Genomic DNA, 21,555 nt, shown 5'->3' with positions numbered 1-21,555 from the left:
TGAATGATGAAAGTTATTGAATTAACGGAAATAGAAAATATTAAAATAGGTCATGCAGATAATCAAGTAGCTGCTACTGGTTGCACTGTCATTATTTGTGAGCAAGGTGCTCCAACAGGTATAGATATACGCGGAGGAGGACCTGCTTCAAGAGAAACCCAGCTTCTTAATCCTTTAGCAGCTTGTGATAAAATTCATGCAGTGCTTTTAAGTGGTGGTAGTGCTTTTGGCTTAGATGCTGCAGGTGGCGTGATGAGCTACTTAGAAGACAGAGGGATTGGTTTTGATGTAGGTGTAACTAAGGTACCTTTAGTAAGTACTTCCTGCTTATTTGATCTTCAAGTAGGTGATACTCAAGCAAGACCTGATGTAGAAATGGGCTATGCTGCATGTCTTGCAGCCGAGTTAAATGAGCCTAGAGAAGGTAATGTAGGTGCGGGAACTGGTGCTACAGTAGGTAAATATAAAGGGGTTTCTGGTATGATGAAATCTGGTATAGGCATGTATGCCGTGGAGCTAGGAGATTTAAAAGTAGGTGCTTTGGTGGCTGTGAATGCCTTGGGCGATGTGAAGGATGAAGTATCCGGGGCTATTTTAGCAGGTTTATTAAATGAAGAGCAAACCGCCTTTTTAAATACAGAAGAAATGCTTTATAAAGAAGCTACCCAGCAGAAAAACTTATTCACAGGGAATACGACTTTAGGAGTCATTATAACGAATGGAGCCTTTAATAAGGTGCAAATGACTAAGATTGCAGCTATGGCTCAAAATGGATTAGCAAAAACCATTTGTCCAGTGCATACTACAGCCGATGGTGATAGTGTTTATGCAATGTCAGTAGGTGAAGTAGCCGCAGATATAAATGTAGTAGGCACATTAGCAGCCAAAGTAATGGCGAAAGCTATTAATAGAGCCGTTTTAATGGCTGAACCAGCTTACGGTTTAAAAGTAGCCGCCGATTTTATGATTAACTCAAAATAGATGTTTTTGTGGAAATGAATATGAAATAATCAAAAGAGCTCCCTCAATAAGGACAAAGTAAAATCCTGATGGGGAACTCTTTTGATTGGATAATGCATTAGTCAACACGTCTTACTGTAAATCCATTTTCATTTAACACTTTAACTAGTTTTTGCACATTTTCAGCTTCAACTCGAATAATAAGTTCTTTTAAATGCATGACTTCAGGATCGAGTTGAACAATACTGATGATATTCCCTTTTTCTCTAGCAATAAGTTCGGTAAGCTTGGCTAAACGGCCTTTAACATCAGGGGTGGTAATAGCTAATCTGGTATAACCTATACCCAAAGCATTTTTAAAAGTAGCAAAAACAGCTTTATGTGTCACAATACCGGCAAAATGACCAGCTTCATCTACAACGGGGATGAATTGAATATTGCGATTGCAAAGAAGTTTAATAGGTTCTTCTACTAAATCTTCAGAGGATAAGCATTGAATTTTAGTTTTCATAAAATCAGATATAGGACGTTTTAAAAAAGTGGCCTTATCTTCTTCACTATTAAAATATTCTTCTAGGATATAACGTTTAGAAATAATACCTACAAACTGTTTACCATCCACCACAGGTAAAGAAAGAAGGGCTTTTGAATCAATGACTTCTAGTGCTTCTTTAGCGGTATGTGTCATCCTCAAAGTGGTTAAATCACTTACAGGAATCATGATATTCTTAATTAACATAATTATCACCTCTTTATGTTTATTATACTATTGTTTAAAGATAAATGCCAATAAAATTTATAGATAAATTTCTGTTTGAAGTGAAACAACTTAAAAAAGTAAAATAAATATTTATCTTGATTTTTATCTAGTAAAATAAATAAAAGTCAAGATAAATATTTAAAATAAAGGATAAGGGAATAAATATTGACAGTTAGATGCAAACATAGCATAATGAGTTGACTTAGGTCAAAAATCTGAGACGAAAAATGCTAAGAAAGAGGCGGTAAGATGAGTAGGTTTTTTAATGGTCAAGAGGTAGAGCTCCTAGCACCAGCAGGAAACTTTGAAATTTTTAAGGAAGTCATTCAAACCGGTGCAGATGCCGTTTATTTTGGTGGCAAGAACTTTAATATGCGTATGCATCGTAAAGATTTTAATTTTACACAGGAAGAAATAAGACAGGCCGTGGAAATGGCCCATGCTTTAAATAAGAAGGTCTATATTACAGTTAACAATTTATTAAGTCATGAGGATCTTAAGCATATAGAAGATTATTTGGTCTTTCTAAACGAAGTGGGACCAGATGCACTTATTGTGCAAGATGTTTGCTTAATAGAGAAAATAAAAGAGATGAAGCTTGATTTAACTATTCATGCATCAGTTATGATGAATGTTCACAATTTACCTATGATTAAAACCCTAAGAAATCTAGGTGTAACGAGAATAGTAGCGTCTAGAGAAATGTCTCTAGCTCAAATTAAGGCCCTACATGTTCAAACAGATATGGAATTTGAATATTTTGTTCATGGTGACATGTGTATTGCCCATGGGGCACAATGTACTTATTCAGGGATGGTTTTTGGACAAAGTAGTAACAGAGGACGTTGCATGAAGCCTTGTCGTTGGGGGTACAAAGCCATAAAAGACAACAAGCTTTATGATACAACTTATCCTTTAGCGGTAAAAGATATGGCCATGTATAGCCATATTCCTGAATTAATTGATGCAGGCGTTGTTTCCTTTAAAATAGAGGGACGTATGCGTAGTATGGATTACTTAGCAACCATTATTAAGGCTTATAGTGAAGCCATAGATCGTTATATACAAGACCCCATTGATTACAACCGAGAACAGGATTTAGCACTGCTAAAAGCAAATCGTAATAGAGATTTATCAACAGCTTATGCTTTTGGTAAGCCAGGACTTCAAAATATTAATAGGCGTTATGAAGGAACTGGTAAATTCTACAGCACAGGTAAAGTGTTTAGCCAGCCAGTAGAAGAAATCGAAATGAAAGAAGAACGTTTGCAGGTTATTAGAGAAGTTTTAACAGGAAACCAAGTAATAACTAAAGGACCTGAACTGACGATTCGCGTTAATGATTATGAGAGTGCAGTATTAGCACTGAGCTTAGGTGTAGAACATATTTACTTATCAGGAGATACGTATGAGCCAAGTAAACCTTTTTCAGTAGCACAAATAAAGGACCTTACGACACGTAAAGCAGGTAGTAAAATTTATTTGGCTTTACCACGTATGATGTACGAAGAAGATTTTAAAGTGTATCATCATTATTTAAGTCAAGACTTGGGCTTAGATGGCCTTTTAATAACGGAGCTTGGTGCTATTGGTGAGTATAAACATTTAGGACTTGAGCTAATAGGGGATTTCTCATTAAATGTATATAATGCAGAGATGGCTAAATTTTACCAGCATCAAGGCTTAGAGCGTATAACCTTATCTATTGAATCACCCCTCTATAATACAAGAGACTTTTTAGCGGCAAGCAGCATGCCAGTAGAAGTCATTGTTCATGGTAGACCGGCTGTGATGTATATGGAACATGATTTATATGATAATACAAAAGCTTTAGCAGGAGCTGAATTAGATGAAACTCATTATAAAGAAGGCATTTTATACCTAATAGATGATAAGGGGTACGAACATCCTATTTATCGTGATTGTAAAGGTAGAAATCATATGTTATTAACCAAAGAATTAGCTTACCTACCCTTTATAGAGGCGCTTTATAAAGCAGGAGCTACGTATTTTCGTATAGAAGGTGCTAGTTATAACTGTGAGGAGTTAGAACACATCATTAGGCTTTATCAAGCCGCACAAAAAGCAATTGTTCAAAAAGAGGAAATGCCGCAGTTTATAAGAGGAGAAAAGGGCTATACATTAGGTGCATTGCAATTTGACTAGGAGGAAAATAAAATGGATTCATTAAAGGAGCAAGTGATTGAAAATAAACAAAATTATTTGTGTCCACCTAGCTGGAATCATTTTTACAAAGAGCCACCAGTAATCGTAAAAGGTGAGATGCAGTATTTATATGATGATACGGGCAAAAAGTATTTAGACTTTTTTTCAGGTGTTTCGGTAATGAACTGTGGTCATTGTAATCCGGAAATTATTGAGCCAGCTATTGCTCAAATGCGTACATTACAGCACACTAGTATTATTTATTTAACAGAGCAAATGGGAGAATTAGCAAGACGCTTAAGTGGACTTTTACCAGGTGATATATGTCGTTCTTTTTTCTGCTGCACAGGTTCTGAAGCTAACGAAACAGCTTTATTAATGGCTAGACTTTATACAGGGAAAAAAGAGTTTATTGCTATAAAAAATGGTCTCCATGGGCGAACACATTTAACTATGAGTACTACGGCGATACCTATGTGGCGAAGTGATCCTTATTTATCTGATGCCGTTCATTTTGCAGAAAATACATTTATTTATGGTGAAGACATAGAAACAGCAGCTAAGAAGTCTTTAGAAAGTATTAGAAGAATCATTGAGATGAGAGGCAAAGATAATATTGCAGCACTTATTATGGAACCTATTCAAGGTAATGGTGGGATTATTACACCACCACCTCACTATTTTAAGGCACTTAAAGCACTTTTAGAAGCCAATGATATTTTACTTATTATAGATGAAGTGCAAACTGGCTTTGCACGTACAGGAAAGCTTTTTGCTATCTCACATTATGAGGTGGTACCAGATATTTTAACAGTAGCTAAAGCACTAGGTAATGGTATGCCTATATCAGCAGCTTGCACCAATGAAAAGATTGCTATGGCCTTTAATAAACCATCCGCTTCTACTTTAGGAGGTAATCCAGTTTGTAGTACCACGGCTTTAGCAGTGCTAGATTATATTGAAAAATATGACTTATGTCAGCGTGCAGAAACCTTAGGAAAACAATTGATGCAGGGACTAAAACTACTTCAAGAAAAGTATCCTATTTTAGCAGATGTAAGAGGTATGGGACTTATGGTAGGCGTAGAAGTACGTCACTTAAATGGAATGGCAGCACCAGAACTGGTAGATGATATATTAGAAGCTTTAAAAGAATGTGGCATCATTTTAGGTAAAAATGGCTTAGAAAGAAATGTCTTAGCCTTTCAGCCACCATTAGTGATTACGCCAGAGAATGTCAAGGATTTATTAGATGCATTAGATAGCATTTTAGCTGGAATAGCAATAAATAAAGCCGCTTTATACAACGACTAGAGAAGTGGGGACAAATAATGAGTTATAAAAATTTACAAAGCTTTATTAAAAAGCTAGAGGAAGAAGGACAACTTGTAAGAGTTAAAAAAGAAGTAGATTCTTATTTGGAAATTACGGAGATTACGGACCGTGTTTCTAAGGCTTATGGGCCTGCTTTACTATTTGAAAAAGTAAAAGGCTCTCCTTACCCTGTACTTATTAATGCCATGGGAACTTATGAGCGTATGAGTATGGCGTTAAGTGCTAAAAACTTTAAGACTTTAGAAGAAGATTTAGCAAGATTTCTGGATATGACCAATTACATGGGCATTATGAACTTAGCTAAATCAGCACCACGTTTAAGCCGGCTGGCTTCTGTTTTTCCAATTAAGCTCCCTACCAAAGGAAGCTGTCAAGAAGTGATTGAAACCAAGCCGGATTTAACAAAATTGCCAGTGCTTCATTGTTGGCCTCAAGATGGCGGCCCCTTTTTTACCTTGCCATTGGTCATTACAAAAGACCCAGAAACAGGTGTGCAAAATATGGGCATGTATCGTATGCAAGTGTTTGATAAGAACACCACAGGGATGCACTGGCATTGGCATAAAGATGGTCGTGAAATTTATGAAAGCTATAAAAAGCGTGGAGGTAAGATGCCGGTATCAGTGGTTTTGGGAGGTGACCCAGCCATTATTTATGCAGCAACAGCACCTCTGCCTAAAATGATAGATGAGATGATGTTTGCAGGGTATCTTAGAAAAATGCCAGTTAAAATGGTAAAATCCATTACCAGTGATATTTCTGTGCCAGCTGAAGCTGAGTTTGTCATTGAAGGTTATGTAGACGTTAATGAACAGCCAAGAAGAGAAGGACCATTTGGTGATCATACGGGTTATTATTCCTTAGAAGATGATTATCCAGTTTTTCATGTGACTTGTATTACCCATAAGAAAAACCCCGTTTATCCAGCGACTATTGTAGGGCAACCACCTATGGAAGATTGCTATATAGGAAAAGCAACAGAGCGTTTGTTTTTACCATTGCTTCGTATGATCAGTCCAGAAGTAGTGGACATGGATTTTCCGTTAGAAGGTGTTTTTCATGGCTGTGTCATTATGTCTATTAAAAAACGTTTTCCAGCACATGCTAAAAAAGTGATGAATACCGCATGGGGAATGGGACAAATGATGTATACCAAAATGGTCATTGTAGTAGATGAGGATATCAAACCAAGTGACTATGAAGCCGTAGCAAGTTGTATTCTTAAGAATACAAGGCCAAAGCTAGATATGATCTTTTCACCAGGGCCACTAGATGCACTGGATCATGCATCGCCAATGTCGCATTACGGCTATCGTTTAGGTGTTGATGCTACTCGTAAATGGCCATCTGAAGGAGATATGAGTTTATGGCATGAAAAAGAGCCAGTTGAAGCATGCGTCCCATTTGACCTAACTGATTTTAAAGAGGTGATTCAAGAAGGAGCGGTTTTAACAAATGGTATTTTAAAAGGGTATACTGTAGTAGCTATTCATAAAACTGATGGCAGCGCAGCTAAAGGCCTGACAGAAGCCTTTTTAAAAGCGCCAAAGGTAGAATCTAAGGTTCTCATTTTAGTAGATGCGGATATTCCAGTAGACAAAGTATCCATTGTATGTTGGAAACTCTTTAATAATATTGATGCCAAACGAGATATAACGGTACAAGAAATAGCTATAGATGATGTAAGAGTGGTAATTGATGCGACTAAAAAACTACCTTCAGAAGGACATGAACGTATCTGGCCAGATGATATTGTTATGAGTGAGGCCGTTAAAACATATGTAACAAATAATTGGGAGGCCTATAAAATTGATAAAAATCATTAAAAAAATAAAGAATAAAGTCAATGATTATGCCACATTAGTGATGTTTTCACATACTATTTTTTCATTATCTTTTGCACTTATTGCCATGTTATTAGCTGCAGAAGGCTTGCCTTCGCTTGATACTATGTTTTGGATTTTGGTAGCTTTTATGGGGGCTAGAACAGGTGCTAATGCCATTAATAGAGTCATTGATGCAGAAATAGATGCTAAAAATGCTAGAACAGCTAATAGACAAATCCCTAGTGGACTTATGAATAAAAAGGAAGTTATTATTTTTACGATGATTTGTTTTGTGGTGATGGTATTAGGTGCATTACAGCTGAATACTTTATGTTTCATCCTATCACCACTAGCCATTTTCTTAATGACTATTTATTCATATACCAAACGTTTTACATGGGCTTGCCATCTAGTATTAGGTATTACTTCTGCAGCAGCACCTGTAGGAGCATGGCTTGCAGTGACTGGAAAAATCAGTTTACTACCTCTACTGATGGGGGCTGCTAATACTTTATGGGTAGCTGGTTTTGACGTTATTTATGGTGCGCAAGATTATGAGTTTGATAAAGCTCATGGTATTCATTCTATTCCAGCACGATTTGGTGTGAGAAAAGCTTTAATGATTGCCAGAGTATTTCATGCTTTGGCTTGGGTTATACTAGTGGCAATAGGACTAATGAGTAAGCAATTAAATGTTATTTATGAAATAGGGATGCTTGTTATTGGTATTTTATTTATCATTGAACACAAGCTGGTATCACCAGATAATCTTACGAATGTTAAAATTGCCTCTTACCAGATTAATCAAGTTATTAGCATTGTATTTCTTATATGCGGCGTACTAGCTACAGTATTATAAGATCATTCATTTGATAATAAAGGAGCGTATATGAAAAGAATTGTGGTAGGTATAACAGGTGCTAGTGGTAGTATTTATGCTAAAAGATTAATTGAAGAACTACTAAGGTTAGATTTGGAGATTCATGTGATTGCGACTGCTACAGCTGAAAAAGTATTTGCTTATGAGCTAGACTTAGAGTTTAAGTCTTATATGGAAAAGCTTAGAAAGCAGTACCATCAGCTTATTTTAGAAGAAAACGATCATTTGTTTGCAGGAATTGCTAGTGGTTCTTATGGCTTTGATGCCATGATTGTAATGCCTTGTTCTATGGGAACTTTAGGTGAGATAGCTTATGGTCTATCTAAAAATCTCCTGGTACGTGCGGCAGATGTAGCACTTAAGGAAAAAAGACCACTTATTTTAGTACCAAGAGAAACCCCTTTAAATGCTATTCATTTAGAAAATATGTTGAAGCTAGCTAAGATGGATGTGAGTATTTTACCTGCCATGCCAGGTTTTTATCACAAACCCAAATCTTTAGAAGAAGTTATAGATTTTGTAGTAGGTAAAGTGCTAGATCATTTAGGAATCCATCATCAGCTATTTCAAAAATGGACAGATCATTAACCCACAATAGATAACGACTTGATGAAAGGAAAGAGAATGAAGATGAAAAAGAAATTAAGTGTATTATTATGTTTCATATTAAGTGTAGTCATGGTAGGATGTAATGCAAAAGCGCCCATTCCAGAAGCCAGTCCATCACCATCAGAAGCAGGAGCTGAAAAAGAAAGTCTTTCTTTAGGACTTATTAGTTCGATTTCAGCGCTACCCATTATTATGGCAGAGGAGAAGGGGTATTTTGAGGAAGCAGGAGTAGATGTAAAGTTAGAATTTTTTAAAGCTGCTAAAGATCGTGATGCAGCGCTTCAAGCAGGCCAAATTGATGGGGTCATTTGTGATCAGATTGCCATTGCTATTTATCAAAATGCAGGGATTGATATGAAAATTACTGGCATGACAGATGGCGAGTTTGTCTTAGTAGCAGGTGCCAATAGTGGTATTAATCAAGTAGCTGATTTAGTGGGTAAAAAAGTGGCTATTTCAGAAAACACAGTCATTGAATATACATTAGACCAACTATTAGATAAATATGATGTGTCTGAAGCAGCAGTAGAAAAAGTAGCCATTCCAGCAATGCCAACAAGACTTGAAATGCTTAATAATGGAGAAATAGATGCTGCCATTATGCCAAGTCCTTTTTCTGATACAGCCATTGCAAATGGTGGTAAAATGATTGAAAAGGTAGATGTGGATAGTGGTATGTACCCTTCTGTTACAGCATTTAAGCAATCTGTTATTGATGAAAAACCAAATGCTATTAAAGCCTTTTATACAGCCTACAACAAAGGTGTCGATTACATTAATACAACAGATGTAAAAGCTTATGAAGAAGTGATTATTACAACCATTGGTTATCCAGAAGAGATGAGAGGTAACATTATTGCACCTGTATTTAGAAAAAATCAATTACCTCCTTTAGAGGAAGTAGAAGATGTATTTGATTGGTGTGAAGACAAGGGACTTTTAACAATTACGCTTGAACCAGCAGATGCAGTAAGTGACATTGGTGTTATTCAGTAATAGCAACTAGTAAAGAGGTGTTGTACTTAGTTAGTGCAATGCCTCTTTTAGTGTGATGTTTAGAGATAATCTCATGTTAAAATAAAGAATTAAAGAGAGGTGAATACAACATGATTGAGGTAAGGGATTTAGTAGTGAAATATAAAAACAATAAAATTTTTGAAAGGGCATTAGGACCGATTGATTTAACACTAGACCCAGGAGAGATTATTGCCATTATAGGTCCTTCGGGATGTGGAAAGTCTACTTTTATTAAAGCATTAGCAGGCATAACACCTTATGAAGGAAGTCTTTTAATGAAGGGAGAAAGCTTTAATTATCAAAAGCAGCGCATTGGTTATATTCCTCAAGGTTATGGTCTTTTACCTTGGAAAACAGTATATGAAAATTGTACTTTACCATTTCGCATTAAAAAGATGAAACTGACAGAAGAAAGAAAAGCGCATCTTGAAGAAGTATTAGAGACTTTAGAGCTTAAGCAGTTAACGAAACGGTATCCAAGTGCTTTAAGTGGTGGACAGCGTCAAAGAGTAGCCCTTGCTAGAGCTTTTGCTTTTTCACCAGAATTATTATTAATGGATGAACCTTTTTCAGCTTTAGATGCCATTATGAAAGAAGAGGCAGCAGAAATCTTTTTGAAGGTTTGGAGAGTGCACCATTGTACGACTTTAATCGTCACACATAGTATCGAAGAAGCACTTTATATGGGAAATAAGATTCTTGTCATGTATCAAAATGGAACAGTAAATGCTATATGGGAAAACCCTCTTTTTGCAGATGCACATTTTAGAGAAAGAGAAGAATTTAAAGTGCTTTATCATCAAATTAAAGAACAAATTAAAAGGGGGAGAAGCTGATGAAGCAAAGGAAAGGTTTATTATTTTTACAAGGTTTCTTATTCTTTAATCTTATATGGTATTTAGGAGCCATTTGGTTAAAAACACCAGCTTTACCAGTGCCGACAAAAGTCTATGGCTATTTACCAAAAATTATAGGGGGGCCTATGCTAGGACATATAGGGGCAAGTCTTCAAAGAATTTTTTGGGGGCTATTGATTTCTACGTTAATAGGCGTAATGATTGGGCTATTAATGGGTACTTCACCTGTTATTAACCGTCTTTTAAATCCGTTAATCTATTTTACTTATCCTATTCCTAAAACTGCATTACTCCCTATTCTAATGATTTTGTTTGGTTTAGGAGATCATTCAAAGATTACGCTTATTGTGCTGATTACAGTTTTTCAGGTCATTGTAGCAGTAAGAGGGAGTGTTCAGCAGATTGATGCAGGCCTTTATCATAGTATGAGGAGTTTAGGAGCGAGTAAAGGGCAAATGTTTTACCATGTCACTTTACCAGCAGTACTTCCTGATATTTTAACGCATCTTAGGTTATCAGTAGGGACTACTTTATCTGTTTTATTTTTTGCTGAAAACTACGGAACACAGCATGGGTTAGGTTATTATATCCAAGATAGTTGGAGTCGAATGAATTATTTAGCTATGTATGGTGGTATCTTAATATTAGGTTTATTAGGATTTATGCTATTTATTATGATTGATGGGCTAGAACAATGGTGGTGCAAAAAATAAAATGATGTATTTTGATAATTGATTAGCTAAAAACGACCAATTAAGCTAAAAAATGACCGTTTATGCCTAAAAGCTTGAAAAGTTCATATTAGAAATGGTATTTTAATAAAGAGGTAGATTAAAAAAAATCATAAGTGACTAAATAATTATAAGAAAAAATGAAACTGGGGAGACGATATGAGCACAAGAATAGGTATTGAACAAATACAGGTGGGGATGGTTATAGATAAACCTATTTATAAACATAATGGTGTTTTACTTATTCCAAGACAAACTACGATAACACCAAGGGTTCAGCAATTACTAAAAGAGTATTTAGTAGAGTATATAGATATTGAAGAAAAAGCAGCGATGCCTATAGCAACCTCGACTGAAGCTATTAAAGAGACTGAAGCCTTTAAAGTATTCGATCAAGGGATGTTAGCTACTACAGAAAATCTAAGAAGCACACTATCTCATGTAGCTCATACAGACGAAGCGCTTGATGTACAAACATTAGTTGCAGAAGTTGATAACTTGTTCAAAAAAGCAGATAATAATATCCAGTTATTGGATATGATGTATTGTATGCGCAGTTATGATGATTTAACCTATACACATAGTGTCAATGTGGCATTAATGTGTCATATTATGGGAAGATGGTTAGGATTAAGTGAAGAGGATATGCAAGTTTTGAGTTTATGCGGGCTATTACATGATGTTGGTAAGGTGGATATTCCACAAGAAATAATTACAAAACCTGGAAGGCTTACAAAAGAAGAATTTGATGTGATTAAAGAGCATCCTGTAAAAGGCTATAAGATATTAGAAAAGCAAGCTATTGACGAACGTATTAAAGCAGCAGCCTGTATGCATCATGAGAAATGTGATGGGACAGGATATCCTAAAGGATTAAAAGGTGAACAAATAGATGATTTTGCAAAGATTGTAACCATTATAGATGTATACGATGCAATGACAGCTAATCGTATTTATAGAAAAGGAATGTGTCCATTTAAAGTTGTAGAAGCACTTATAGATGAAGGATTTGAAAAATATGATCCCAAATATTTACTTTTATTTCTAGAGCGTATAACTGAAACCTATATTAATAAACCTGTTAGATTAAGTAATGGGCAAGAGGGTAACATTGTAATGATTAATAAAAATGATTTATCACATCCTATTATTCAAATAGGAAATGAGTATATCAATTTATCTATCCATAAACAGATTACTATAGAAGCCATTTTATAAGATCTATACAAAATAAGCAGACTTAAAATGAAGTCTGCTTATTTTATATGCCATTCATACGAAATTGTTTTGGCGTAACACCTTTATACTTTTTGAAAGTCTTAATCAGGTGGCTACAATCAGAAAAGCCAGTTTCTTGGCTAATAAAGGCTAAGTCGAAATCAGTGAAACGTAATAAGTCCTCTGCTTTACAAACACGAATAAAGGCTATGTATTCTTTACAAGATTGTCCATAGAGTACTTTAAATTGTTTAGCAAAATGAGAATAGCTCATATGACATTGTTTAGCTAGGTCTTCCACTTTTAAAGGTTCACTAGAGTGAGCGTCAATATATTCAGTAATGGTGTCAATAGAGTCATAGGTATTGTTTTTGGTAAGGACAAGGTCTGTATTAAAGTCATTCTTGCGCCAAAAACGTGCAATGGCAATCAGTAAGGAAGTAAGCTTTGCATAAATAAGTAAATCATAACCAAAGTCTTTAGTCTGAGTTTCATGAATGCAAGTTAGAAAAATTTCCTTCATCGGAAAGCTTTTTAGCTGTTCAGCAGAAAAGAAGACACAAGTATGAACATCTGTTTTAGCAGCTTGAAAAATAGAAGCTAAATCTGGGCCAAAAGTAGAGGAAGGTTGAAGCTTGTGAATATCGAACTTTAAAACACCATACTTTAAAGGCGAAGGTGTAGTAGCAGAAATAGCATGAATCATTTTGGGGTGGAATAAAATAAGGTCACCAGATTCTAATACATAAGTATGCTGCTCACAATTAATGAGGGCAGTACCGTCTAGTATAAAAATCATTTCCATAAAGTAATGCCAGTGGGCGCGAATAGGTAGGACATCTTTAGCCGCATCAAATAAAAAAGCTTCATACCAAGTGTAACGTTTATCATTGAACTCAAATAAGTAATGCATGTTTGACTCCTAAAAATAGATTTGTACAATTTTAATATGAGATTATTATATAGTCTGTTTATCATAAAATCTATAATAAGAGAAAAGGGTAAAAGGAGACAGAAGATGGAATTTATTAAAGGTATAACATTTGCACCTTTTGCGGCTCAAGGGAGTTTTGCAAATGAGAAGGCAAAACAAAGTTTAAAAAGTTTACAAGAAAGAACAGGTGCTAATTTTATTATTTTAGTGCCTAATGGCCTTCAAGATACAGCACAGTCAGAGGTGATTGATTTTAAGTCTAAGGCTAATGTATCAGATGAAGAATTAAGAGAGATGATTCGTTTTGCAAAATCATTGGGTCTTAAAGTGGCTTTAAAGCCTACAGCCAATTGTAAAAATGGTACTTGGAGAGCACACATTAATTTCTTTGATAAAGATGTGCATTGTGAACCTAAATGGCATAATTGGTTTAAGTCTTATACAGATTTTCAGGTACATTATGCACGTATTGCTCAAGAAGAAGGCTGTGAGATGATGATTGCAGGCTGTGAAATGGTCATGAGTGAGAGAAGAGCAGACGAGTGGCGTAAGCTTATTGATGACATTAAGCAGGTTTATCATGGCCTTGTATCCTATAACACAGATAAATATCAAGAAGATAACGTGACTTGGTGGGATGCAGTAGATGTTATTTCTTCTAGTGGGTACTACCCTCTTGAAGATTGGGAAAAGGAATTAGATCGTATTGAAAAGGTAGTAGAGCATTTCCAAAAACCATTTTTCTTTGCAGAAGCAGGTTGTATGTCTACGGCTCATTCTTCAGAAGTCCCTAATGATTGGGGAAAAACAGGAGAAGTAGCTTTAGAAGAACAAGCAGCTTGGTATGAAGCTATGTTTAAAGCTTGCTCAAAACGCTCTTGGGTATCTGGTTTTGCTATGTGGGATTGGCCATGGAAGCAATATGATTTAAAAGAAGCAGCAAAAGACAAAGGCTATGCATTATATGGAAAACCAGCTGAACAGGTTATAAAAAAATACTATAGTCGTTAGTAAGTACTAGACATAAAAGAAAGTTGTACATAAGGACAGAAAGCATAAAATCATGCTTTCTGTCCAACTTATTACAGGAAAAATGACTTGAAAAACAAATAGAAAAATAAGATTGAATAGTCTATAAAAATAAGGTAAAATAAAGCTAATATTAAGGGGGTGTAGCTCATCTGGGAGAGCGCTTGAATGGCATTCAAGAGGTAAGGGGTTCAAGTCCCCTCATCTCCATTAATAATAACATCTACAGGCTCTATTTAGAGGGTTACTTCTAGATAGAGTGTTTTTATTGTGTGACGTATCAAATACATATAGGAGAATAGGATATGAAAGACTTAACAAAAGGAAATCCAGGAAAGCTTATCTTACAGTTTGCTATTCCTATTTTTATTGGTAATTTAGTTCAGCTTTTTTATAGTTTGGTAGATATAAGAATTGTAGGAGAGATTTTAGGAGAACAAGCATTAGCGGCAGTGGGTGCGACCAGTACACTTAATAATTTAATCATTGGCTTTTTAATTGGTCTAACCAATGGATTTGCTATTATTGTAGCAAGAGATTTTGGAGCAGGAGATTTTGAGGCACTTAGAAAAAGCGTAGCAGGTACATTAAGTTTAGGGATGATCACCGCTATTATTTTAACCATAGTTAGTGTAGGTTTATTGGAACCTATTTTAAGATTGCTTAATATGAAAGATGAACTCATGTTACAAGGTATTCTTTACATAAGAGTTATTTTATTAGGAATGATGGCTGCCATGCTTTATAATGTTTGTGCCAGTGTACTTCGTGCTATAGGCGATGCCATTACACCACTTTATTTTCTTGTGTTATCTGCATTAATGAATATAGGGCTTGACTACTTGTTAGTAGGGCCTATGAATCAAGGCGTGGCAGGAGCAGCTTATGCTACGGTTATTTCACAGAGTATAGCTGCTATCTTATGTTTTATTTATATAGTGAAACGCTATCCAATGCTTCATTTAAGGTGGAGTGATTTTAGGCCTCAAAAATCACGTATAGTACTATTATTAAAATCGGGATTATCCATGGGGATGATGCAGTCTTTAGTTTCACTTGGAACCGTAGCCCTGCAAAGTGCTATTAATACTTTCAGTACCAATATCATTGTAGCTCATACGGGTGCCCGTAAAATTACAGAAATGTTAATGTTGCCTTTTAGTGTGTTAGGCATGACTATAGCAACCTATTGTGGGCAAAATAGAGGGGCAGGAGAAATCCAGCGTATCAAAATAGGTATAAAACAGGTTATTTTAGCAGCATGGGGCTGGTGTGTGGTGGTTATTATCATCAGCTATACTTTATCGCCTCTACTGATTCAAATGGTAACAGCAAGTAAAGAAGTTGAGGTGATAGAAACAGCCACTCTTTACTTGCGAGTAGATACATTACTTTATTTTGTAACTGCCATGATTGCAGTTTTTCGAAATGCACTTCAAGGGTTAGGAGATCATACAACACCTATTTTCTCAAGTTTTATTGAACTTATTGGAAAAGTACTTGTTGTTATTTTGCTAGTACCTTCTCTAGGTTATATGGGTATTATTGTAGCTGAACCTATTGTGTGGGTATTAATGGTAATCCCTCTAATTATTCAATTAGTCAGACATCCTTTGTTTAAAGAAAACGTTAACCTTAAAGAAAATAGTAAAATAATGTAAATTAAAAGAGCCTTGTTGCAAGGCTCTTTTTTAATTTTTATAATAAAAGAGATAGATATAGGGGCTAAAAGGAGTAGTCTAATGAACAAGAAACAAAAATTAGCGTATTGCTTGATTATTATAATGATTATAAGTCTAGTACCTCATTTCTCTCGTGGGGCTTCTTGGAACCGTATTAATAAGGTCATAACGGTTATGGAGCAGGAAGTTATTTCTGCAGAAGATGCGCCAGAATTGATTATTGACTTAGTAGATGAGTTAGAAGTAGGCGATTTATTTTATTTACAACTTTCAGGAGCTAAATGGTTAGATGAGCCATACATAAGTACGTTAATAGGTGCAGCATCAGAAGCATCGCTAGAAACAAAATTGATAGGTAGTATGTTGCAGATTAAGATTCAAGGAGCCAGGCTAGAAAGAGGAACAAGTATACGAATTCCTATGGCCCTTCAAATGGTGGATGAAATAAGTTTTGTGGAAATTATAAGTAATAATACAGCTGTGACATCAGGGAGATATCATGTTGCAACAGCTATGAATTATAGAGGAAAAGTGAGTACTCATCAAATACCAACAGCAGTAAAAGAAGGTGAAATGGCAGATCTATGGATTGAAGAGCCTTTTTCTAAAGCCTTTTCAAAGGCAATGAATCAAGGGAAACAAGGGGTTATTGAAATTCAGTTAACTCATCAAGGTTTTTCATTTGATATAAATACGAGTACACCTCAGCTTATAGGAATAAAGGGCTTCGAGGGGATTAATAGTGGAGCTGATGCCATTAAGCAGATAGACGGACAGACTCTAGAAATCCTTTTACCCGATATAAGCCAGGCTAAATATACAGGAGGTTTCATTTTATCAGGTATTAAGATTATAGAAGAAAATCATAATAACTTTCAAGGAAAGCTAGCAGTAAAAGCTAAAGGAGACCTTATTCAAGAAGCTACTGTAGAAGTACTAGAGATAATGGATTACACAGTTGACTTAGAAGTGAAGAGTAAAAAGGTATACTCTGGAACAAAGCAAGAAGTTCAATTTGCTTTAGTAGAAAAAGTAGCAGATTCTTTGGTGAAAGAGAGAGTAACTTATTTTGAGTTTGGAAATGGTGTGAGTTTAGAAACGAATACTCAAGGCAAGGTAGAAGTGACTATGAATGGAGAGGTAATGGTATGCGAACCTATAAAAAAAGGAAACCTAGTTATAGGTTTTAAAGTACAGCAATTACCAAAGGAAGCGAGTCGTTATGATTTCCAGGTGACATTAATGATACCTCATGGCACACAAGGAAATATCGAACTTGTAGTAGAAGGAAGATCGCTTATAAAAACACTAACAGCCAAGGTATTAGCAGTTGACACACCTTTTCAGGTAGAAGTAGAACCTTTTGAGGTTCGTATAGGCTTTAAAGATCAAGTGGGTGGTAAAATTGAAATCCGAGAATTAGCGCCGGGAGAAATAGCTCAAGGTAAAACTATTATATTACAGTTTGAAGAAAGTGGGATGAAATTTACAAAGCTACCACAAATCACGGTAACAGAAGGAGATATACGTTTAGGAACGCCGGTATGGCAATCTAATAGACTAGAGATACCTATTGTTAGACGATCCAATGAGGCTTCTATTATTACAATAAGTCACTTTACCTTAACAGCAGACCAAACCATTGCTTCAGGAAATTATAAGTTACAAATAGGGGGAACTGGTTTTTCTGAATTAGCCACAGAGCAAAGCCTAGATGCTATTTGGCAAGGAGATTTTCTTAAAGTAGCAGAGGAAAATGAAGTTATACCTACACCACCGCCAGTCATGGTAACACCTATAAAATTTACTATTGGTAAGAGTCATTATACAATAGGAAGTACTAATAAATCTATGGATGCCACACCCTATATCTCTAATGGTAGAACTATGCTACCTATCAAGTATGTAGCGGATGCGATAGGTATTGGAGGAGAGTGCATTTTATGGCATCCTACTACTAAAACAGTAACTATTAAAGCTAACCAAACCATTACATTACAGCTAGGAAGCAAAATAATGAAAATAGATGGTAAGACTTATACCATGTCAGCCCCTCCAGAAGCTAAAAATGGACGTACTTTTGTACCCGTTGCAGAGATTACACGGGCTTCAGCTATACAAACAGTGTGGGAAAGTAGTACAAAATCCGTTATTTTTTATATTTATGATTAAGTCTTTTTTTATTTTAAACAAAGGTATAAAATAAAAAGTAGCAATATCATAATTTTTAGTTGAATATAAATAAGATTGTATGACATGGTATCCTGATAATATAACGAGGTTATACTACGTATAGAAAGAGGTGATGGTATGAATCATAATGCAAAAGCCACCTTTGCAGGTGGATGTTTTTGGTGTATGGTAAAGCCTTTTGATGAATGGCCTGGGATAAAAGCCATCCAAGTAGGGTATACAGGAGGACATCAACCTCATCCTACTTATGAAGAAGTATGCTCTAAACAAACGGGGCATGTTGAGGCTGTAGAAATTATTTATGATGAAGAGAAGATAAGCTATGAGGAATTACTAGAAATCTTTTTTAGAAGCATTGACCCTACTGATCCAGACGGACAATTTGGAGATAGAGGAGAGACGTATCATACAGCTATTTTTTACCATGATGAAATGCAAAAAGCTTTGGCGCAAAGCTATATTGATAAGCTAGAAGCTAGTGGTTGGTTTAATAAGCCTATTGCAGTGCCTATCAAACCGGCTATGGCTTTTTATCCTGCGGAAGAGGAGCATCAAGATTATTATAAGAAGAATCCTTTTAGATATGGACTTTATTATAAGGGATCAGGGAGGAAGCGTTTTCTTGAAGAAAATAATTATCGTCCTTCTTTAAGTAAGGAGGAGCTACGAAAGCAATTATCCACTATCCAGTATCAGGTGACACAAGAGCAAGGCACTGAGCCACCTTTTCAAAATGAATACTTTAATCATTTCGAAGAAGGAATTTATGTAGATGTAGTAAGTGGAAAGCCTTTATTTAGTTCAAAAGATAAATTTGACTCAGGTTGTGGCTGGCCTGCCTTTGCAAAGCCCATCATAGAAAGTGCGGTATATGATAAAGGGGATACGAGTCATGGCATGAACAGAATAGAAGTAAGGAGTACTTCTGCTAACTCTCATTTAGGACATGTGTTTGAAGATGGTCCTGTAGAATTAGGTGGATTACGTTATTGTATTAATTCTGCAGCACTACGCTTTATTCCAAAGTCTAAAATGGATGAGGAAGGCTACGGTAACTATAAGGATTTACTATAATTTAAAGCGGATAATGGAATATAGAGAGTAAGAAAGAAGGGATTTTAACGATGAATCAATGGTTAAAATCCCTTCTTTCTATATCTAAATAAAATAATTAAAAAGTAAAATTATTTACATTATTTATTAATAAATTGTAAAAAATAAAATGATTATAGTATAATGTAGTAAAAATGAGAAATAGGGGGAAGGATAGTGACCTTATCTATGCTACAAGAAGGGAAAGTAATGACTTCTACCTTGGGCATTTCCTATCGTATCTTAAAGTTATTAGGAAGTGGAGGACAAGGAGAAGTTTATGAGGTGACGGCTGGAAATAAGCATTATGCTTTAAAGTGGTATCATCCTCATATGGCCACACCTAAGCAGGAAGAGACGCTGGTACGTCTTGTACATAATGGTAAACAGGATGAACGTTTTTTATGGCCCATGGATTTTATTAAAACAAGTGAGACCTTTGGTTATATTATGGCGTTAAGGCCTAATGTTTATAAAAGTATTGTTGATTTAATGAAACGTAAAGCTGAACCTACTTTTAAAGCATTATGTAGGGCAGGATATGAGCTAGCTGATTGTTTTCAAAAGCTACATTCCTTAGGGTATAGCTACTGTGATATTTCTTTTGGAAATGCTTTTATAAGACCAGATACAGGTGAGGTATTAGTATGTGACAATGATAATGTTGTGATTAATGGTGCCAGTGCAGATAGTGTACAGGGGACTTTAGGGTTTATGGCGCCAGAGATTGTAAGAGGTGAAAAAGGGCCTACGACAGAAACAGATTTATTTTCATTAGCTGTTTTGTTATTTTATATGTTTATGTTACATCACCCTTTAGAAGGTGCAACAGAAGCCAGTATTAAATGTTTGGATATAAGAGCTAAGGAAGTGCTTTATGGGCAAAAACCAGTTTTTATCTGGGATCCTACAGATTTATCTAATAGGCCTATTGCAGGTTACCAAGATAATGCTATTATTTATTGGCGCTTATATCCTGATTTTATTAAAGACCTTTTTATAGTGGCTTTTACAGAAGGAATACATACGCCAAGTAAACGAATCGTAGAGAATCAGTGGAAACGTGGGTTTAAGCGTTTAGAAGACAGCATTGTTCACTGCCTTCATTGTGGTGCTGAAAATTTTTATGAAGACAAAAGCCATTTAGGAGTGAGCCCTATTTGTTGGTGTTGTGATCAAATAGTAGAAGCAGGTGCTGTATTACTTTTAGGACAAAGAGCTATTGTATTAAACCCTGAAACGATTATTTATGCACACCATTTTTATCAGGATTTTGACTTTGATACGGAAATAGCGAGAGTAATTAGGCATCCACAGGATCCTAATAAATGGGGTGTTCAAAATAGAAGTACTAAAAGCTGGCAGGTAACGACTTTAGAGGGTAGTAGCAGAGTCGTAGCACCAGGTAAAAGTATGACACTATTAACAGGGACAGTTATTGATTTTGGTATAAGCAATACATTAGGTTTTATCAAATAAAAGTATGTCAAAATAGATTAAGAAATAAGGGAGAGGAGGATTTAGTGAAAGTTATTTCACTAAAAAGGAGAATATGATAGAAGGTTTAAAAAGACCAGGTGGAGAAATGGCAGCTAGGCCATTACATTTTATATGGTTAGTCGATTGCTCTGGCTCTATGATGGGAGAAAAAATACAATCACTTAATTATGCTATTAAACAAACTATTCCTGATATGAGAGCTGCCGCTGAGGAGAATCCTAATGCTCAGCTTTATATAAGAGCCATTACCTTTTCAGAAGGTGCTAAGTGGCATATTGCATCCCCCACACCAGTACAAGATTTTGAGTGGATAGATGTAGAGGCAGGAGGATTAACAGATTTAGGTAAAGCATTAGAATTAGTAGCTGGTCAATTAGAAATGCCACCTATGCCGGAGCGTGCATTACCACCAGTACTTGTATTACTATCAGATGGACAGCCTACAGATACTTATGAAGCAGCTCTTAATCAACTTTTAAGTTTACCTTGGGGAAAGAAAGCTGTGAAATTAGCCATTGCCATTGGTAATGATGCAGATAAAGAAGTACTTGCACGTTTTGTAGATCAACCAGAAATGCCCGTTTTAGAAGCTAATAATCCAAGTGCATTAATCAAATACATTAAGTGGGCATCTACCGTGACGAAACAAGTTTCTAGTCCTCATAGTCAGATAGCTAAAAATACTTTTGCTACAAGTATGCCTATAGATTTAGCTACCTTACCTACAGTAACTACTGATGATGCTTTAGATGTTTGGTAGAGCCTA

The 21,555-nt window shown here is 35.7% G+C and carries 18 protein-coding genes and 1 tRNA gene; 17 read left to right on the top strand and 2 right to left on the bottom strand.

The window, feature by feature from the left end:
* The first annotated feature begins 6 nt into the window (after nt 1-6).
* A complete protein-coding gene (locus tag CLOLE_RS12625) occupies nt 7-981 on the top strand; it encodes a P1 family peptidase (RefSeq protein WP_013657510.1) in 975 nt (324 codons plus the stop codon).
* A 97-nt stretch (nt 982-1,078) separates the two neighbouring features.
* On the opposite strand, the gene CLOLE_RS12620 is transcribed toward CLOLE_RS12625, so the two are convergent.
* Entirely contained in the window at nt 1,079-1,699 is a 621-nt protein-coding gene (locus CLOLE_RS12620) for a CBS domain-containing protein (RefSeq protein WP_013657509.1), read from the bottom strand.
* A gap of 270 nt (nt 1,700-1,969) precedes the next feature.
* Between CLOLE_RS12620 and CLOLE_RS12615 the strand changes: the two genes are divergently transcribed.
* The 9 genes from CLOLE_RS12615 to CLOLE_RS12575 all read left to right on the top strand — a co-directional run bounded on the left by CLOLE_RS12615 (nt 1,970) and on the right by CLOLE_RS12575 (nt 12,359).
* Complete coding sequence (locus CLOLE_RS12615) at nt 1,970-3,886, top strand: peptidase U32 family protein (protein WP_013657508.1); 1,917 nt, start codon at nt 1,970-1,972, stop codon at nt 3,884-3,886.
* A 12-nt stretch (nt 3,887-3,898) separates the two neighbouring features.
* Entirely contained in the window at nt 3,899-5,200 is a 1,302-nt protein-coding gene (locus CLOLE_RS12610; RefSeq protein WP_013657507.1) for an aspartate aminotransferase family protein, read from the top strand.
* 17 nt (nt 5,201-5,217) lie between these two features.
* Complete coding sequence (locus tag CLOLE_RS12605; RefSeq protein ID WP_013657506.1) at nt 5,218-7,047, top strand: menaquinone biosynthesis decarboxylase; 1,830 nt, start codon at nt 5,218-5,220, stop codon at nt 7,045-7,047.
* Entirely contained in the window at nt 7,031-7,906 is an 876-nt protein-coding gene (locus CLOLE_RS12600; RefSeq protein WP_013657505.1) for a UbiA-like polyprenyltransferase, read from the top strand. The genes CLOLE_RS12605 and CLOLE_RS12600 overlap by 17 nt, the downstream gene beginning before the upstream one ends.
* A gap of 30 nt (nt 7,907-7,936) precedes the next feature.
* Nucleotides 7,937-8,515: a UbiX family flavin prenyltransferase gene (locus CLOLE_RS12595; RefSeq protein ID WP_013657504.1), complete on the top strand. Its 579-nt coding sequence runs from the start codon at nt 7,937-7,939 to the stop codon at nt 8,513-8,515.
* Between the two features lie 42 nt (nt 8,516-8,557).
* Nucleotides 8,558-9,532: an ABC transporter substrate-binding protein gene (locus tag CLOLE_RS12590; protein ID WP_242825745.1), complete on the top strand. Its 975-nt coding sequence runs from the start codon at nt 8,558-8,560 to the stop codon at nt 9,530-9,532.
* Between the two features lie 110 nt (nt 9,533-9,642).
* Nucleotides 9,643-10,389 (top strand): ABC transporter ATP-binding protein, encoded by a 747-nt coding sequence (locus CLOLE_RS12585; protein ID WP_013657502.1) that lies wholly within the window; start codon nt 9,643-9,645, stop codon nt 10,387-10,389.
* The gene (locus CLOLE_RS12580; protein ID WP_013657501.1) at nt 10,389-11,123 is read left to right on the top strand and encodes an ABC transporter permease; all 735 of its coding nucleotides are present in this window, start codon (nt 10,389-10,391) and stop codon (nt 11,121-11,123) included. The genes CLOLE_RS12585 and CLOLE_RS12580 overlap by 1 nt, the downstream gene beginning before the upstream one ends.
* A gap of 177 nt (nt 11,124-11,300) precedes the next feature.
* A complete protein-coding gene (locus CLOLE_RS12575) occupies nt 11,301-12,359 on the top strand; it encodes an HD-GYP domain-containing protein (protein WP_013657500.1) in 1,059 nt (352 codons plus the stop codon).
* A 43-nt stretch (nt 12,360-12,402) separates the two neighbouring features.
* On the opposite strand, the gene CLOLE_RS12570 is transcribed toward CLOLE_RS12575, so the two are convergent.
* The gene (locus tag CLOLE_RS12570) at nt 12,403-13,272 is read right to left on the bottom strand and encodes an AraC family transcriptional regulator (protein WP_013657499.1); all 870 of its coding nucleotides are present in this window, start codon (nt 13,270-13,272) and stop codon (nt 12,403-12,405) included.
* Between the two features lie 105 nt (nt 13,273-13,377).
* Between CLOLE_RS12570 and CLOLE_RS12565 the strand changes: the two genes are divergently transcribed.
* From CLOLE_RS12565 to CLOLE_RS12535, 7 genes are all read left to right on the top strand, one after another.
* Nucleotides 13,378-14,304 carry a glycoside hydrolase family 113 gene (locus tag CLOLE_RS12565; protein WP_013657498.1) on the top strand — a complete coding sequence of 309 codons (927 nt, stop codon included), beginning with the start codon at nt 13,378-13,380 and terminating at the stop codon, nt 14,302-14,304.
* Nucleotides 14,305-14,459: 155 nt separating this feature from the next.
* Nucleotides 14,460-14,532 (top strand) — tRNA-Ala (locus CLOLE_RS12560).
* 95 nt (nt 14,533-14,627) lie between these two features.
* Nucleotides 14,628-15,983 carry an MATE family efflux transporter gene (locus tag CLOLE_RS12555; RefSeq protein WP_013657497.1) on the top strand — a complete coding sequence of 452 codons (1,356 nt, stop codon included), beginning with the start codon at nt 14,628-14,630 and terminating at the stop codon, nt 15,981-15,983.
* Nucleotides 15,984-16,064: 81 nt separating this feature from the next.
* The gene (locus CLOLE_RS12550; protein WP_013657496.1) at nt 16,065-18,176 is read left to right on the top strand and encodes a copper amine oxidase N-terminal domain-containing protein; all 2,112 of its coding nucleotides are present in this window, start codon (nt 16,065-16,067) and stop codon (nt 18,174-18,176) included.
* A gap of 138 nt (nt 18,177-18,314) precedes the next feature.
* Entirely contained in the window at nt 18,315-19,271 is a 957-nt protein-coding gene (gene msrB / locus CLOLE_RS12545; RefSeq protein WP_013657495.1) for a peptide-methionine (R)-S-oxide reductase MsrB, read from the top strand.
* A 195-nt stretch (nt 19,272-19,466) separates the two neighbouring features.
* The gene (locus CLOLE_RS12540) at nt 19,467-20,768 is read left to right on the top strand and encodes a protein kinase domain-containing protein (RefSeq protein WP_013657494.1); all 1,302 of its coding nucleotides are present in this window, start codon (nt 19,467-19,469) and stop codon (nt 20,766-20,768) included.
* A gap of 73 nt (nt 20,769-20,841) precedes the next feature.
* Nucleotides 20,842-21,549 carry a vWA domain-containing protein gene (locus tag CLOLE_RS12535; protein ID WP_013657493.1) on the top strand — a complete coding sequence of 236 codons (708 nt, stop codon included), beginning with the start codon at nt 20,842-20,844 and terminating at the stop codon, nt 21,547-21,549.
* The last annotated feature ends 6 nt before the right edge of the window (nt 21,550-21,555 follow it).

Source organism: Cellulosilyticum lentocellum DSM 5427 (assembly GCF_000178835.2).
GTDB classification, from domain to species: domain Bacteria; phylum Bacillota; class Clostridia; order Lachnospirales; family Cellulosilyticaceae; genus Cellulosilyticum; species Cellulosilyticum lentocellum.
This window is presented reverse-complemented; position numbering and strand designations above follow the sequence as displayed.

Bases quoted from the DNA above. Each gene is read 5' to 3' on its own strand.
- msrB (WP_013657495.1), top strand. From the start codon at position 18,315: ATGAATCATAATGCAAAAGCCACCTTTGCAGGTGGATGTTTTTGGTGT.
- CLOLE_RS12585 (WP_013657502.1), top strand. From the start codon at position 9,643: ATGATTGAGGTAAGGGATTTAGTAGTGAAATATAAAAACAATAAAATT.
- CLOLE_RS12605 (WP_013657506.1), top strand. From the start codon at position 5,218: ATGAGTTATAAAAATTTACAAAGCTTTATTAAAAAGCTAGAGGAAGAA.
- CLOLE_RS12620 (WP_013657509.1), bottom strand. From the start codon at position 1,699: ATGTTAATTAAGAATATCATGATTCCTGTAAGTGATTTAACCACTTTG.
- CLOLE_RS12580 (WP_013657501.1), top strand. From the start codon at position 10,389: ATGAAGCAAAGGAAAGGTTTATTATTTTTACAAGGTTTCTTATTCTTT.
- CLOLE_RS12590 (WP_242825745.1), top strand. From the start codon at position 8,558: ATGAAAAAGAAATTAAGTGTATTATTATGTTTCATATTAAGTGTAGTC.
- CLOLE_RS12550 (WP_013657496.1), top strand. From the start codon at position 16,065: ATGAACAAGAAACAAAAATTAGCGTATTGCTTGATTATTATAATGATT.
- CLOLE_RS12565 (WP_013657498.1), top strand. From the start codon at position 13,378: ATGGAATTTATTAAAGGTATAACATTTGCACCTTTTGCGGCTCAAGGG.
- CLOLE_RS12610 (WP_013657507.1), top strand. From the start codon at position 3,899: ATGGATTCATTAAAGGAGCAAGTGATTGAAAATAAACAAAATTATTTG.
- CLOLE_RS12625 (WP_013657510.1), top strand. From the start codon at position 7: ATGAAAGTTATTGAATTAACGGAAATAGAAAATATTAAAATAGGTCAT.
- CLOLE_RS12570 (WP_013657499.1), bottom strand. From the start codon at position 13,272: ATGCATTACTTATTTGAGTTCAATGATAAACGTTACACTTGGTATGAA.
- CLOLE_RS12575 (WP_013657500.1), top strand. From the start codon at position 11,301: ATGAGCACAAGAATAGGTATTGAACAAATACAGGTGGGGATGGTTATA.
- CLOLE_RS12595 (WP_013657504.1), top strand. From the start codon at position 7,937: ATGAAAAGAATTGTGGTAGGTATAACAGGTGCTAGTGGTAGTATTTAT.
- CLOLE_RS12555 (WP_013657497.1), top strand. From the start codon at position 14,628: ATGAAAGACTTAACAAAAGGAAATCCAGGAAAGCTTATCTTACAGTTT.
- CLOLE_RS12535 (WP_013657493.1), top strand. From the start codon at position 20,842: ATGATAGAAGGTTTAAAAAGACCAGGTGGAGAAATGGCAGCTAGGCCA.
- CLOLE_RS12615 (WP_013657508.1), top strand. From the start codon at position 1,970: ATGAGTAGGTTTTTTAATGGTCAAGAGGTAGAGCTCCTAGCACCAGCA.